Source organism: Cupriavidus gilardii (assembly GCF_017598945.1).
In the GTDB taxonomy this organism is placed as follows: domain Bacteria; phylum Pseudomonadota; class Gammaproteobacteria; order Burkholderiales; family Burkholderiaceae; genus Cupriavidus; species Cupriavidus gilardii_E.
This window is the reverse complement of record NZ_JAGFTW010000058.1, coordinates 26,038-40,327: the sequence shown is the minus strand read 5'-3', so window position 1 is coordinate 40,327 and position 14,290 is coordinate 26,038. Positions and strand designations below refer to the sequence as shown.

The window sequence follows — 14,290 nt, the reverse complement described above, 5'->3', positions numbered from 1 at the left end:
CGTTGGGTGGGCGGCGCTGTCCGGCTTGTTCTGGCCAAGCCACGCGCCGCATTTGCGTGGTGGTCGTGTGCTAGATTAGGCGCCGGCCCCGACAGGGAGGGAGTGACAAGTGTGGCGTGATTCGAATGGACCGGACGATCTCGGCTGCGGCCCGCGCGCTCGCGGTCGGTGACCCGCTCGGGGCGCTCAATTGCGTCGCCTTGCGCGACGACGCGCCGGCGCTGGCGCTGCGCGGCATCGCGATGGCGCAGCTCGGCGAGTTTGCACGCGCCAGGGCGCTGGTGCGCAGCGCCGCACGGGCTTTCGGCAACCGTGCCCCGGTCGCGCGTGCCCGCTGCGTGGTGGCCGAGGCGGAGATCGCACTCGCCGCACGGGACCTCGGCTGGCACGCCAAGGCGCTCGATGCCGCGCGCCTGACGCTGGAGGAGCACGGCGACCGCACCAATGCCGCGCATGCGCTGTATCTGACCAGCCGGCGTCTGCTGCTGATCGGGCAGCTGGACGAAGCCGAGGCAATGCTCACCGGCATCGATCCGGCCCAACTGCCGCCTCCGCTGCGAACCGTGCACGAGCTGGTCATCGCCGGCATCGCCATGCGCCGCGTGCACGCGCGCAGCGCCGCCGCGGCGCTCCATCGTGCGCGTCACGCCGCCCGCCTCGCTGCCATCCCGGCCCTGGCCGCCGAAGTCGATCGGACTGCCGCGATGCTCGACGGTCCCGCCGCTCGCCTGATCGATCGCGGTGAAACGCGACAGTTGCGGCTCGACGACGTGGAGACCCTGCTGGCGTCGAACACGCTGGTCATCGACGCCTGCCGCCATGCCGTGCGCCACGCCGGCACGGTGGTCCCGCTCGCCACGCGGCCGATCCTGTTTGTGCTCGCGCGCGCCCTCGGTGAGGCCTGGCCCCACGATGTGCCGCGCGACAGCCTGATCGCGCAGGCCTTCCGGATGAAGCATGCCGATGATTCCCATCGGGCCCGTCTGCGCGTCGAAATGGGCCGACTGCGTGCCGCCCTCCGGCCAATGGCGGAGATTCGCGCGACGCCGCGCGGCTATGCGCTGGTGCCGCGCGCCACGCGTCCGGTCGTGGTGCTGGCGCGGCCGGTCGAAGAACGGCACGCCGCGGTGCTGGCCTTGCTGGCCGATGGCGAATCGTGGTCCAGCTCCGGACTGGCGCTGGCGCTCGGGGCCAGCCAGCGCACCGTGCAACGCGCGCTCGATGCGCTGGCGGACGCGGGCAAGGTGCAGGCGATCGGCCACGGCCGCGCGCGCCGATGGATGACCACGCCGTTGCCCGAAATCACGACGACCTTGTTACTCCCGGCAATCTCGAGCCTGGACTAGGATGCCAGCATGAAGACGTCATCGCGCAGCTTGCCTGCGCATCGGTGACGCGCCATGTCCTTTGACCCTCATCCACCAGGAAGCCAGCATGAAATCGATTCCCGCAGAAGTCCTCCATGAATACGGCCCGTTCCCCGGCATCGATGCCGTCCACGGCGTATCGTATGACGGCAAGCATGTCTGGGTCGCGTCCGGAGACGGGCTCCACGCGATGGATCCGGCCAGCGGCCAGATGCTTCGCTCCATCGATGTCACCGCCAATGCCGGCACTGCCTTCGACGGCCGCTACCTGTACCAGATCGCCGGCGACCGCATCCAGAAGATCGATCCGCAGACCGGCGAAGTCGTCTCGACCATCCCGGCGCCCACCGACGGCGGCAACTCCGGCTTGGCCTGGGCCGAAGGCAAGCTATGGGTCGGCGTGTGGCGCGATCGGAAGATCCATCAACTCGATCCGCAAACCGGCGCGATCCTGCGCACGCTGACGTCCGACCGTTTCGTCACCGGGGTCACCTGGGTCGATGGCGAACTGTGGCACGGCACCTGGGAGGGCGAGCAGAGCGACCTGCGCCACGTCGACCCGGACACCGGGGAGGTGATCGAACGGATCGAGATGCCGGCCGGCATGGGCGTGTCGGGGCTGGAGTCCGATGGCGGCGATCGCTTCTTCTGCGGCGGCGGGGAAAGCGGCAAGGTCCGGGCGGTGGCGCGCAAGGGGCGGGGCGCCGGCAAGGCATCGACGCGCTCGGCTGCCAGAGCGGACTAGTGGACTAGTGGACTAGTGGACTCGCCGACCAGGAGACCGAGAGGTCCGGCCGGCCTGGAGGGCATCAACGGCCGGTGCGCCGAGCGCGCGCGGGTAGCTTCTCGTCGAGATAGTCCACCAGCGCCTGCTGCGCCGGCGTCAGCAGGCGTGCGTTGCCGACCAGCGCCAGCTCGGTCGGCGGCGGTGCCGGCAGGCCCGCGCGGGCCCCGAGCACCAGGTGGTCATCCTGCACGGCCGTCGCCGGCAGCAGGCTCAGCCCGAGATTGGCGGCGACCGCGGCCTGGATGCTGACCAGGCTCTGGCTCGTGAACGCAATGCGCCAGGCACGGCCGGACGTTTCGAGCGCGTGGATCGCGCGGTCGCGGTACAGGCAGCCAGGACCGAACACGACCAGCGGCACCGGATCGCTCTGCAGCGCAAACTGCCGGCCCACCACCCACTTCAGTCTTTCCGGCCGGCGCAGCAGCACCGGCGCGCCATCGGCATCGCGCTTGAGCAGCGCCAGATCGAGCTCCTGCCGGGCGATCCGATTGTGCAGATCCACGCTGAGGCCGTTGACGGTATCGAGCCGAATGGCCGGATGGCGCGCGGCAAAGCCCGACAGCAGCGGAATCAGCCGCTTCACATCGAAGTCGTCCGGCACGCCGAGCCGGATCACGCCGGCATGGCCACCGCCCTGCATCACGGTCTCCGCTTCGCGCGCGAGATCGACCAGCCGGCGCGCGTAGCCGAGCAGCCGCTCGCCGGCCTCCGTCAGCGCGACCGACTTGCCGGCGCGCTGGCGCAGCAACAGCGGTTGCTCCAGTTGCGCCTCGAGCTTGCGGATCTGCTGGCTCACCGTCGACTGGGTGCGATGGACCCGTTCGCCGGCGCGCGTGAAGCCGCCCGCGTCGACGACGCTGACAAAGGTCTTGAGCAGTTCGAGATCCAGCATGATTCGATCCGCAAATGAAGTCCGGCTAAAAATCGAATTTTCGAATTTATCGGGATCAGCTTAGCATGGCTGCATTGCACGCACGCACGCTGGAGCCCGATCATGCAACCTTCCCATCGCCCCGAGTGGCTGACCTTCGACTGCTACGGCACGCTGATCCAATGGGACGAAGGCCTGTTGGCCTACGTCGACCGCCTGCTGTCCCGCAAGGGATTGCGCGGCGTCGATCCGCACGACTTCATCCGGGTCTATGACGATCACGAGCATCGGCTGGAACAGACGCCGCCGCATCGCTCGTTCGCCGAGGTGTCGGCGCACTCGCTGCGCGCCGCGCTGGAAGCGTTCGGGCTGCCGTTCGAACCCGGCGACGCCGATGCACTGACGCGCCATATCTGCGCGATGCCGCCGTTTCCGGAGGTCGTGCCGACGCTGGGCTGGCTGAAGGCGCAGGGATTCAAGCTGTGCATCGTGTCGAACACCGACGACGCCATCATCGCGGGCAACGTGGCGCAGCTCGGCGGCCATATCGACCGGGTCGTCACCGCGCAGCAGGCGGGGGCGTACAAGCCGTCGCCGCGGATGTTCGAGCAGGCGCATGACAAGATCGGGGTTTCGAAGGACCGGCTCGTGCATATCTGCGCCAGTCCGCACCTCGATCTGGCGGCGGCGCGCGACATGGGCTTTCGCTGCATCTGGATCGACCGCGGCACCGCACGCAAGCCCTTGCCGGACTATCGGCCGGACGCCGTGCTGCCCGATCTCGCCGGCCTGCGCCAGACATTTGCTACGCTGCGCTGGGTGCAACCGTGAAGGAGCGATAAATGGCGCATCAACTTTCCAGCCGTGCCGCGGGCGACGCCGAGATGGCGGCCGCGCTGCGCAGCGATCCCGTGGTGCGGCAGGCCCGCATCGATCTGGCGGCGTGCCTGCGGATGGCGGCGCGACTCGGAATGGCCGAGGGCATCTGCAACCATTTCTCGGCGACCTTGCCGGGGCACCCGGGGCTGTTTCTGGTCAACCCGCTGGGGCTGGCCTTCTGCGAGGTCACGGCGTCGCGCCTGCTGGTCTGCCACGTCGACGGCCGCGTCGTCGACGGCGACGGCGAACCCGAGGCCACCGCGTTCTTCATTCATGCCCGCCTTCACCTGCGCAAGCCCGCCGCGGTCGCGGCCTTCCATACGCACATGCCGAACGCGACCGCGCTGGCGATGGTCGATGGCGAACCGTTGGCCTGGGCCGGGCAGACCGCGCTGAAGTTCTATGGACGTGTCGCGACGGTCCCGTTCAACGGCCTGGCGCTGGATGAACGGGAAGGCGATCGCATCGCGGATGCGATGGGCGACGCGGACATCGCCTTCCTGCGCAACCACGGCGTGATGGTGACCGCGCCGAACATCGCCCAGGCCTGGGACGATCTCTACTACCTCGAACGCGCCGCCGAGGTTCAGGTGCGCGCGGACAGCACGGGCCGCCGGCTGTTGCCGGTAGCGCCGGACATCGCCGCGCTGTGCGCGCAGCAGATGCGGGAAGGCGATCCCGAGAGCGCGCGCCTGCATCTGGCCAGCATCCACCGGCAGCTGGCGCGGCTCGAGCCCGACTATCTGGACTAGCCGGATCGCGCCGGGTGGGCGGGCTCCGCGGTGCGGCGCAACAAGCGCGGCTTGCCACGCCGCCAAGGGACAGGGGATGATATGCCGGTTTCCCACGCATCCCTATCGAACCCTGGAGTCAATACGATGAGACTGATCGGCATGCTCGATTCCCCCTATGTCCGCCGCGCGGCGATCACGATGCGCCTGCTGGGGCTGCCCTTCAACCATGAACCCGTCTCGGTCTTCCGCACCTTCGAACAATTCCGTGCCATCAATCCGGTGGTCAAGGCGCCGTCGCTGGTCTGCGACAACGGCGTGGTGCTGATGGACTCGACGCTGATCGTCGACTACGTCGAGGCGCTGGCCGGGCGCAGCCTGATGCCGACGGACCTGGCGGCGCGCCAGCGCGATCTGCGTGTGATCGGCCTGGCCCTCGCAGCGTGCGAGAAGGCGGTGCAGAACGTCTACGAACACATGCTGCGGCCTGCCGAGAAACAGCACCAGCCCTGGGTCGAACGGGTCGATAGCCAGCGCACCAGCGCGTTTGCGCTGCTGGAAGAAGAGGTCGCGCGCCTGGCGGTGCCGGTGCAGGAGACCGCGCTGTCGCAGGCGCAGCTGACCACCGCGGTGGTGTGGACCTTCACCCAGGCGATGCTGCCGGACGCCGTCGATCCGGCACGGCATCCCGCCATCGCATCGTTGACCGCGGCTGTCGAGCGCTTCCCGGCGTTCGAGACGTATCCGCACGCTTGACGCGGCAGCGGAGCATGGCTTGACGACGGCCTTATGTAGACACCGATAGTGCCCCCTCTCCCGCCCGCGGGAGAGGGGTAGGGGAGAGGGCAACGACGCTCGAAAATCTCAAGCGGTATCGCCAAGGCAAACGACTCTCCCTTTCCCCCAGCCAGCCGGCATGGGTCACACCGGCGACGCCAGCTTCATCGCATGAACCCGCGGCGCAAATGCGACTGCCTTGATTTCCACCAGCCCGCCATCCGGGTTCAGATCGGCCACCGCGAGTTCCACGGCGACCGGATAGGGCGGAGCAAAGAACTCGTCGCGAACCCGCGCGATCGCAGCCAGTTGTCCGGCCTTGTCCAACGCAAGGGCCTCGCTGCCGAAGACATGGAACATCTGCAGCTCGACCACATCGTCCAGCCGCGCATCGCAGGCGTGGAGCAACGCCTCGATCTGCCGGAACACCCTGCGCAGCTCATCGCAAAACGCCGCCTCGCTCATCGGCTGGGCCAGCGTATTGCAGGCCACGATGCCCGAGAGGTAGACAAAGTCGCCGACGCGCCGGGCAGGGGCATAGTGGAATTGCGCGACATCCGCCTCGAGGGCAGCGGGGATGGCAACCATGCCTGTGCTGGTAGGAATCGTTCGGATGCCAGGAGTGGCGGAATGGTCCATATGCGGTTCCAGAAGAAATGTAACGAGCAGTACAAAAATGGAGAAAAATAAAGGACGAAATACGCCCACTGCGGATGCAGACGACGCGCTCTCGCCGGAGCGCGTCGTCGAGCAGCATAAGAGATTATGTACCGATCAGTCAAATAATGCGGCGATTCTCCCATCGTCCGAAGGGTTGCGCCGCGCCTGCCGAAATTACTCCGCCCGAATATCGGCCCGCGCCGCAACGGCCCGCATCTCGGGCAACTCCTTCTCGACCCTCGCCTTGACCGCGGCGGCATTGCCGTAGGCCGGTGTCAGTGCAAGCTCGACCAGTCGGGCGCGCGTGGCCGGCGTGTTGACGACGTCTGCCAGCGCTTTCTCGAGCTTTTGCTGAACCGGCGCAGGCAACCCTGCCGGTGCGATCAGCGCGAACCACGTCCCCATCTGGAAACCGGGATAACCGCTCTCTGCCACCGTCGGCACCTGCGGCAATGACGGCAGGCGCTGCGGCGACAGCACGGCCAGCGGACGGATCCTGCCAGCCTTGATCAGCGGCAGGCCGGCCACCACCGTGTCGACCGCCACCTGAACCTGGCCACCGGCAAGCGCGGTCAGGTTCGGCGCGCTGCCGTTGAAGGGCACATGCACCATGCGGATGCCGGCCGCGGCCTTCAGCATCTCGCCACCGAAATGGACCGACGAACCGGTGCCGAACGAGCCGTAGGAGAACTTGTCCGGGTTGGCCTTCGCCTGCGTCACCAGGTCCTTCAACGAATGCAGCGACGTGTCGGGATTGGCGACCAGCACCAGACTCATATCGGCCACCAGCCCCAGCGGCGTGAAGCTCTTGACCGGGTCATAGGCGAGATTGGGCCGGATCGCCGGATTCAGCGTCAGCGTGGTGCTCGCCGCCAGCAGCAGGGTGTAGCCATCGGGCGCGGCCCTGGCGACCTGCGTGGCGCCGATCACCGTGCTGGCGCCGGGCTTGTTCTCCACCACGACCGGCTGACCGAGTTTCTCGCCCAGCCCGACTGCGAGCAGACGACCGAGCACGTCCGTGGCGCCGCCCGCGGCAAACGGTACGACGAGACGGATCGGACGGTTCGGATACGTCTGCGCCGCGGCTGGGGCCGTCGCCATGGCAAGCACGGCGAACAGACCGGTGCACGCAAGGAAGAAACGCTTCGGGGGCAATGCGGTCATCAAGGGCACTCCTGCCAGCAGTGGTGAATGTCGAATTCGATCGACGGGCAGCGCGATTGCTGCATGGGGCGGCGCTCAGTCCAGCCAGGGACTGCGTACCCGCGAAAACCCGCCCGCCTGATCGTAGGCATGGCCGAGCTGCAGCACGGCGGCATCGGTCTGCGCGGGCCCGATGATCTGGATGCCGGCGGGCAGGCCCTGCGGCCCGAAGCCCGCCGGCCCCGCCAGGGCCGGGAGACCGGCCATCGTCGCCGGCACCACGGTCTGCATCCAGCGGTGATAGGTGTCCATGTCGCGGCCGTCGATGGCGTGCGGCCAGTCCCAGTCGGCGTCGAACGGAAACACCTGCGCGGCGGGCAGCACCAGATAGTCGTGGCGCTCGAACAGCTGGACCAACGCCTGATACCACGCGCTGCGCACGCACATCGCTTCGTACACCCGCGTGCTGGGCAGTGCCATGCCGCGCTCGATCTCCCATGCGGCCTCGGGCTTGAGCATCGCGCGCTTGGCACGGTCGTGCCACAGCGCGGAATTGGCCCCGGCCACCGAGAAGCTGCGCAGGTCGATCCAGGCATGCCACAGCGTTTCCAGATCGAATGCCGGCAGTGCGGGCTCGACCGTGCAGCCCAGCGTGCGGAAATGATCCAGCGCGCGAGCGCAGGTATCGAGCAGGCCCGGGTCGGTCGGCAATTGGTCGTTCATATCGCCTAGCCAGCCGATGCGGACGCCGGCCCAGTCGCGCTCGGGCGGCAGCGCAAAACTGCCCGGCGGCTCGCAGCGGCGCGTCAGCGGCAGGCGCGCATCGAAGCCCGCCTGTACCGACAGCAGCATCGCCAGGTCCGGCACGTTGCGCGCCATCGGGCCCGCCACGCTGAATTGCTGGAAGAAGACCTCGTCGGTCGGACCGTGCGGCACCAGGCCGAAGGAGGTCCGCATCCCATACACGTGGTTGAACGCGGCCGGCGTGCGCAGCGATCCCATCATGTCGGAGCCATCCGCCACCGGCAGCATGCGCAGCGCGACGGCCACCGCCGCACCGCCACTGCTGCCACCGGCCGAGCGTGATGGATCGAAGGCATTGCGCGTCGTGCCATAGACCGGGTTGTAGGTATGGCCGCCCAGGCCGAATTCGGGGGAATTCGTGCGTCCGACAAACAGCGCGCCGGCCTTGCGCATGCGCTCGAAGATCGCGGCATCGGTCTGCGTGACCTGTCCGGCGAAGATCGGCGAGCCCTTGGTGGTGACCATGCCCGCCGCCGGGCTGATGTCCTTCGGCGCCTGCGGGAAGCCGTGCAAAGGTCCACGGCTTTGTCCCCGAGCGAGGTCGGCATCGCGCTCGGCCGCCTGCGTGCGGAGCATGTCACGGTCCATCGGCGCCACGATCGCGTTGACGCGGGGATTGTGGCGGTCGATCTGGCCGAAGAAGGCGTCCAACACCTCGACGCAGGAAACCTCGCGCGCATGGATGGCGCGGGACAGCGCGACGGCGTCGAGTTCGACGATCGGGTTGGTGGGCTGGCTCGAAGCGGTCTGGTCGGGCGCCATGGGGAGTCTCCTTCGGTAGTCCGGAACAGCATACGGGCCGTCCCGGGTTTCGCACAATCAACGATTATTTCAAATAACCTTGCGTAAAACGCAAACCAGAACGGGGCATTTTTTGCCTCCCAGGAGCCGCTCATGCTGTCGCACCGCCTGCAGGACACCTCGCAGCGCTATTTCCTGGAAGTCGTCCGAAGCGGTTCGCTGACCGAGGCGGCCCAGCGGCTCAATGGCTCAATGTCACCGTATCGGCGGTCAGCCGCCAGGTGGCGTCGCTGGAGGCGCTGCTTGGCGTGCCGCTGTTCGACCGCCGACCGCGCGGCATGGTGAGGTCAGGTAGGACGAAGTTCTGCGTTGGGGGCCGTCATCCGATAGAGGCCGCCGTCCGGCCAGTGCGCCAATCCCTCAGTTGTTCTCCCAACTTCAGTGGGGTTCAGACCCTCCTCTCCCAGGTCGTAAACGCCGACTAGAGGTCGCCAATCCGGCGAAATTTTGTTCCAAGGCGAACGCCAGAATAACGAGAGGAGCGCGCCCCGCGGTATCGGGCAGCGCGCCTGACATGGTCAATATCAACACCCGCTGCGGCAGCCGGCCTGTGCTGACCGCTGTCTTCTGTGCTGTCTGCGTATGGGCCGCTGGTGCCAGCCGGTCGACCGTCGCGGCCGGCATTGTCCCGGACGGCGGCACCGCCACCAACGTCGCCATAGGCCAGAACGGCAGGGAGATCGTCAATATCGCGCCGGCGGTGGCCGGGGTCTCGCAGAACACCTATGCGCGCTTCGATGTAGGAAGTGCCGGTGCCACGCTCAATAACGTCGGCATCAACGCGCGCACCATCGTCAATCAGGTCACCAGCACGAATCCCAGTGTGATCATGGGTGAGGTGGCAGTTGCTGGTCCGCGGGCCAATGTGGTGCTGGCCAATCCGAACGGGATTACGGTCAACGGCGGATCTTTTGTCAATGTGGGGCATCTGGCGTTGTCCGCTGGGCAGGTCAGTTTCACCGATCTGCAGATCGCGCCGGGGGTGATGCAGCGCAACGTCAACCTCGACACCACTGGCGGCAGCATTGTCGTCGGCCCTCAGGGCCTCAGCGGCGCGCTGATTGCGCTGGACCTGCTTGCCAGAAACATCACCGTACAGGGGCCGGTGACCAATACCTTCTCGTCGCACACTGCCGTCACGCGGCTGACCGCTGGTGCGAGCAAGGCCACCATCGACACCGGTCTCTCTCCGACTGACAACGGCCACGAGTGGCTCCATTTGTCGCCACCGGCGCAAGCTCGGACCGGCGACCGGTACGCGATCGACATCACGGCGGCAGGCAGCCTTTCCAGCGGCCGTATCGAATTGATCGTCACGGACAAGGGCCCTGGCGTACGCAGCGCCGGCGAGCTCAATGCCATTTACGGCGACTTCGTGCTGACTTCCAACGGCAGCGTTCAGATCGCGGATAGTACGCTGACGGCGGCCAATGGCATCAGCATCCATGCCAAGGACGCCGTTGCGTTGCGCCATGCGAACGTTCGGGCCAATGGTGGAGGTCTGACCATTGCGGCCACCGGCGATCTGGAAATCTCGGAGACCAACGCGCTGGCCAACGGCGCGGCGGTGCTGGACGGCGCCTCGGTGACCATGCAGAACCGGGGGTCGGATACGACCACGCTGGCTTCGGCAAACAGTGGCGTGCTGATCCATAGCGCGGGCGATATCGTCAATCTGAACAATCTGGTTCAGGGCAGCAAACGCATCGAGGAGAACTCCACGTCCGCGGGTGCGGTGACCTTGATTGCCGCCGGCGACGTGACGAACCGCACGACTGCGGGAAGCCAACTCGGCATCCTGTTCGGACAGGCAGACGACGTGTCGATATCCGCGGCGGGCAGCGTTACCAACCGCAACGCGCGCATTCTGTCGAACACGACCGTAACGATTGCGGCCGGCGGTGACTTCTCGAACCTCGTCGATCATATCGACGGCGTCGGGAGCGGCCGGGAGCTCACGTACTCGCACCGCAGCCCGCGTTGGCTGGTGTTCTCGCGGCGAGAGAGCGGCATGCGCGTCGACTATGGTTCCCTCGCCGATCCCGAGCGCCTGGCTTACGTGACAGCCGACGGCGGCGACGTCCGCATCTCCGCGCGAAACGTGCTGAACCGCGGCGGATCGATTCTTTCGAACAACGGCGCGGTCGACATCGCCGCCACCGATACGCTGCGTACGGAAGCCGTATTCACCGGCCAGGCGTCGTTTCACCGCAGCTGCGTGTTCTTCTGCCGGTCCCGCGCCTCCAGCACCGTACAGGCCTATGGAGGAACGATTCAGGCCGGCGGGGATATCGCGCTGTCGGCCGGGACGCAGATCGACAACGTGGGCGGCACGGTGCTTGCCATTGGCCGCCTGCATCTGACTGCGCCACGTGTGGTGGCACAGGGTGTGACCGGCTATACGGCTTTCACGCGCGAAAACGACATGAAGGCGTGGTTCGGCAACCGTTGGGCCACCATCTATCGGGCGGACAGCGGCGGCCTGTTCCGCGCGGGCACGGGCAAGGTGACGATCGACGGCGTCGGCGAGATCGACGGCGGCGTCTTCATGGCCCCGGATGGCGTCAGCGCAAGCGGTGGCATGGCGACGCTGCGACTGCCATACCGCACGCCGGTGACATTGCAGAACCATCTCGGCCTGATTTCCTGGATCGGGTTGTGAGATGAAGTCATTTCGTCGAATGCTCTGCGCCGGCATGGCGCTGATTGGTTCGCCGCTCGCGTTGGCGCAAGGCGTACCGCCATTGCCGCCGCTCGGCCTGCCTCCCATACGTGCCGAGCAGGATCCAGCGCAGCGTCTGCTGCAGGATCAGAAGGCCCGCGAGCGTCAGCAGGAGGCCGAACAACCGCCTGCTCAGATCGCCGCACCTGCGCTGCCGTCGGCGCCGGACCTGCCCGCGGGCATGGATATCGAAACGCTGCCCGATGTGGACCCGACCTTCGCCATCCGGGAAATCCGCTTCACCGGCGATCAAGTTCTGGCGGCAGCCCGCATGGATGCCATCGCCACGCCCTTCCTCGGCAAGCGCCTGGGTCGGAATCGCGTCAACCTGTTGCTCAGGCGCCTGTCCGAAGCCTTCATTGCCGAAGGGTTGATTACCACCCGTGCATATCTCGGTCCTCAGAACCTGGCCTCCGGCGTACTGACCGTGAACGTGATTGCCGGAAGGATCGGCGCCTATACGCTCAATGGCGCGCCGCTACGGCCAGTGTCTGACGATGCCAGGCTGTTCGATACCCAAGGCGGCGGGCTGGTGACCGATGCCGGCACCGCGTGGGCGTTCCCGGCCGGCCCCGGAGACGTGCTCCGTCTTCCCGACATCGAACAGGGCGTCGATCAGATCAATCGCTTGAGACGCAATCAGGCCGAGCTGCAGATCCTGCCGGGACAGTCCCCAGGCGAATCCGTGGTGGCGGTGAGCAACCGCTATGGAGACCGGATCTACTACGACATCGGTTTCGACAACTACGGCGGTACGCAGACCGGAAAGCAGCGCTATCGGTTTGGCGCGGAGGCCGGCAATGTCATCGGCTTTCAGGAGTCGATCGGCTTGAACTTCATCGGCACGCGCGACAGCAATGCCCTGGTGATGTCCAGCGCGGTGCCCGTCGGCTATCAGACCTTCAGCTACACCACGTCGGTCTCCGAATACCAGCAGACCATCGGCGATGTCGCCTTGCTGCAGGGACGGAGCTTCAGCCAGATCTTCGGCTGGAACTCGGTACTGAGCCGCTCGCGTGCCGGCCGCACCAGCTTCGACCTGACGCTGACCAGGACGCGTTCCGAACGCAGTGTCAATGGCATCGAATTGTCTCCGCAGCGGTTGACCGTGTTGCGGGCCGCGCTCAACGGGCTGGTGCGATTCGGCGCGATGGGGCAGCCCGCGACGTCGACCTATGACGTAGGCGTGTCGCGCGGTTTGCGCTGGCTGTCCGCGGTCCAGGATGCGGACGGCATCGGCCGGGACGAAGCGCACAACCAGTTCACCAAGTTCGATGCGACGGCGACCGTCCAGGCAACGCTGGGCTCGATCGGCAGCGCTTCCCTTGGCTATCGCGGCCTGATGCGCATGCAGTACAGCGACGTCGCGCTCTTCGGTACGCAGCAGATCTTCCTCGGCGGCATGAGCTCGGTACGCGGCTTCAACGAGGGCGGAATCGCCGGAGACAGCGGCTTCTACGTGCGCAACGAGCTGGCGTGGCAGAACGCGCCGGCCTGGCAGGACGCGCGCATCGAGCCGTACGTCTTCATCGATGGCGGCAAGGCGCATCTTGTTGCCCAGGGCGGCTGGCCGACGCTGGTGGGTGCGGGCCTTGGCGCACGGGCTCAATGGAAGATCCGCCAGCAGATTCTCTCTGCGGAAGTGCTGCTGGGCCGCGCGCTGATTCAGCCCGCCTTGCTGGGCGAGAAGGCCACCGTATTGCTCGCCACATTCAATTGGTCGATCTAGTCAAAGAACACATCCAAGGAACCGCGTCATGAATCATCTCCAAGCGTCGCTGAAAGCGTCTCTCGCATGTCTGGCTGCCGCCGCATTAACCACGACCGCGCCAATGGCCGTTGCCGCGAACAAGTCGCAGCCCGAAGCCAAAGTGACAAGCAAGCCGGCGGCGGAGGGAGCGTTGCCGGCCGGCGTCGTCGCCCGCGTCAACGGCGTCGCCATTTCGGAGGAACAGCTGCAGCAAGCGCTCAAGGCGCTCAATACGCCTGAGACGCCTGTCTTGCGCGAATCGGTCAAGAACCAGTTGATTGCCCGCGAGCTGTTCCGCCAGGCCGCCGAGAAGCGGAACTACGACGTCCGCCCGGGCGTGAAGGCCGCGATGGAGCAAGCCAAGACCACGGCCATGATGCAGGAGTACCTGCGAGACGCGGTCAAGCCGCAGCCGGTCAGCGAGGCTGACGTCCGCGCGAAGTTCGATGCCATCGTCGCAACGCTGGGCGAGTTCGAAATCAAGCCCAGCGCCATCGTGGTGAAGGACGCGGCAGCCGCGCAGACGGTTCTCGAGCAGTTGCGCAAAGGCACCGATTTCGCGCAGCTCGCGCGGCAGTACGGCCAAGGGCCATCGGCCGCGCAGGGCGGTGCGCTGAACTGGGTGTCGTTCAAGCTGCCGCTGAAGGAGGGCAACACCCAGAACTGGCCAATGCCGCTCGCGCAAGCGCTGACGCAATTGCCGGAGGGCGGTGTGGCGCCGGCGCCGGTGCAACTGGGCGACAGCTTCTGGATCCTGCGCGTCGATGCCAAGCGCCCGACGCAGGTCCCGCCGTATGACCAGATCAAAGGACCGCTGCGCGCTCAGCTGGAACAACTGGCGCTGCAGAAGGCGACCGAGCAGGTTGTGGTCGAGCTGATGAAGAGCGCCCGCATTCAACAGTAAACAAGCGAGGCCGTTTCGAGCGCGCTGCTCCGTGTCGGGACGGAGCCGCGGCGGCTGGCGAAAAGCTCCGGCCGCGGGTCGGGCTAACAAAAAG

12 protein-coding genes and 1 pseudogene are annotated in these 14,290 nt (G+C 66.7%); 9 read left to right on the top strand and 4 right to left on the bottom strand.

The window, feature by feature from the left end; translation table 11 throughout:
• Window positions 1-125: 125 nt before the first annotated feature.
• Window positions 126-1,346 (top strand): helix-turn-helix domain-containing protein, encoded by a 1,221-nt coding sequence (locus J5T34_RS21070; RefSeq protein ID WP_208582793.1) that lies wholly within the window; start codon window positions 126-128, stop codon window positions 1,344-1,346.
• 88 nt (window positions 1,347-1,434) lie between these two features.
• The gene (locus J5T34_RS21065; RefSeq protein ID WP_208582790.1) at window positions 1,435-2,112 is read left to right on the top strand and encodes a Vgb family protein; all 678 of its coding nucleotides are present in this window, start codon (window positions 1,435-1,437) and stop codon (window positions 2,110-2,112) included.
• A gap of 64 nt (window positions 2,113-2,176) precedes the next feature.
• Here J5T34_RS21065 and J5T34_RS21060 read toward each other — a convergent pair whose 3' ends face one another.
• Entirely contained in the window at window positions 2,177-3,046 is an 870-nt protein-coding gene (locus J5T34_RS21060) for a LysR substrate-binding domain-containing protein (protein ID WP_208582788.1), read from the bottom strand.
• Window positions 3,047-3,148: 102 nt separating this feature from the next.
• Here J5T34_RS21060 and J5T34_RS21055 point away from each other — a divergent pair, with 102 nt between their 5' ends.
• From J5T34_RS21055 to J5T34_RS21045, 3 genes are all read left to right on the top strand, one after another.
• Entirely contained in the window at window positions 3,149-3,856 is a 708-nt protein-coding gene (locus J5T34_RS21055; RefSeq protein ID WP_208582778.1) for a haloacid dehalogenase type II, read from the top strand.
• Window positions 3,857-3,867: 11 nt separating this feature from the next.
• Window positions 3,868-4,656: an aldolase gene (locus J5T34_RS21050; RefSeq protein WP_208582769.1), complete on the top strand. Its 789-nt coding sequence runs from the start codon at window positions 3,868-3,870 to the stop codon at window positions 4,654-4,656.
• A gap of 126 nt (window positions 4,657-4,782) precedes the next feature.
• A complete protein-coding gene (locus J5T34_RS21045) occupies window positions 4,783-5,391 on the top strand; it encodes a glutathione S-transferase (protein ID WP_208582767.1) in 609 nt (202 codons plus the stop codon).
• A 165-nt stretch (window positions 5,392-5,556) separates the two neighbouring features.
• On the opposite strand, the gene J5T34_RS21040 is transcribed toward J5T34_RS21045, so the two are convergent.
• From J5T34_RS21040 to J5T34_RS21030, 3 genes are all read right to left on the bottom strand, one after another.
• Window positions 5,557-6,051, bottom strand: coding sequence for a Rid family hydrolase (locus tag J5T34_RS21040; protein WP_208582765.1), 495 nt, complete (start codon window positions 6,049-6,051; stop codon window positions 5,557-5,559).
• Window positions 6,052-6,246: 195 nt separating this feature from the next.
• Window positions 6,247-7,236 (bottom strand): Bug family tripartite tricarboxylate transporter substrate binding protein, encoded by a 990-nt coding sequence (locus J5T34_RS21035; protein WP_208582763.1) that lies wholly within the window; start codon window positions 7,234-7,236, stop codon window positions 6,247-6,249.
• A 75-nt stretch (window positions 7,237-7,311) separates the two neighbouring features.
• A complete protein-coding gene (locus J5T34_RS21030; protein WP_208582761.1) occupies window positions 7,312-8,781 on the bottom strand; it encodes an amidase in 1,470 nt (489 codons plus the stop codon).
• A 132-nt stretch (window positions 8,782-8,913) separates the two neighbouring features.
• On the opposite strand from J5T34_RS21030, the pseudogene J5T34_RS24085 reads away from it, so the two are divergent.
• The 4 genes and pseudogenes from J5T34_RS24085 to J5T34_RS21010 form a co-directional block, all read left to right on the top strand.
• Window positions 8,914-9,110, top strand: a pseudogene (locus J5T34_RS24085) (helix-turn-helix domain-containing protein); the annotation flags it as partial.
• Window positions 9,111-9,334: 224 nt separating this feature from the next.
• Window positions 9,335-11,482, top strand: a complete 2,148-nt coding sequence (locus tag J5T34_RS21020) for a filamentous hemagglutinin N-terminal domain-containing protein (RefSeq protein ID WP_208582759.1) — start codon at window positions 9,335-9,337, stop codon at window positions 11,480-11,482.
• A gap of 1 nt (window position 11,483) precedes the next feature.
• Window positions 11,484-13,271, top strand: a complete 1,788-nt coding sequence (locus tag J5T34_RS21015; protein ID WP_208582757.1) for a ShlB/FhaC/HecB family hemolysin secretion/activation protein — start codon at window positions 11,484-11,486, stop codon at window positions 13,269-13,271.
• Between the two features lie 28 nt (window positions 13,272-13,299).
• Window positions 13,300-14,196: a peptidylprolyl isomerase gene (locus tag J5T34_RS21010; protein ID WP_208582755.1), complete on the top strand. Its 897-nt coding sequence runs from the start codon at window positions 13,300-13,302 to the stop codon at window positions 14,194-14,196.
• The last annotated feature ends 94 nt before the right edge of the window (window positions 14,197-14,290 follow it).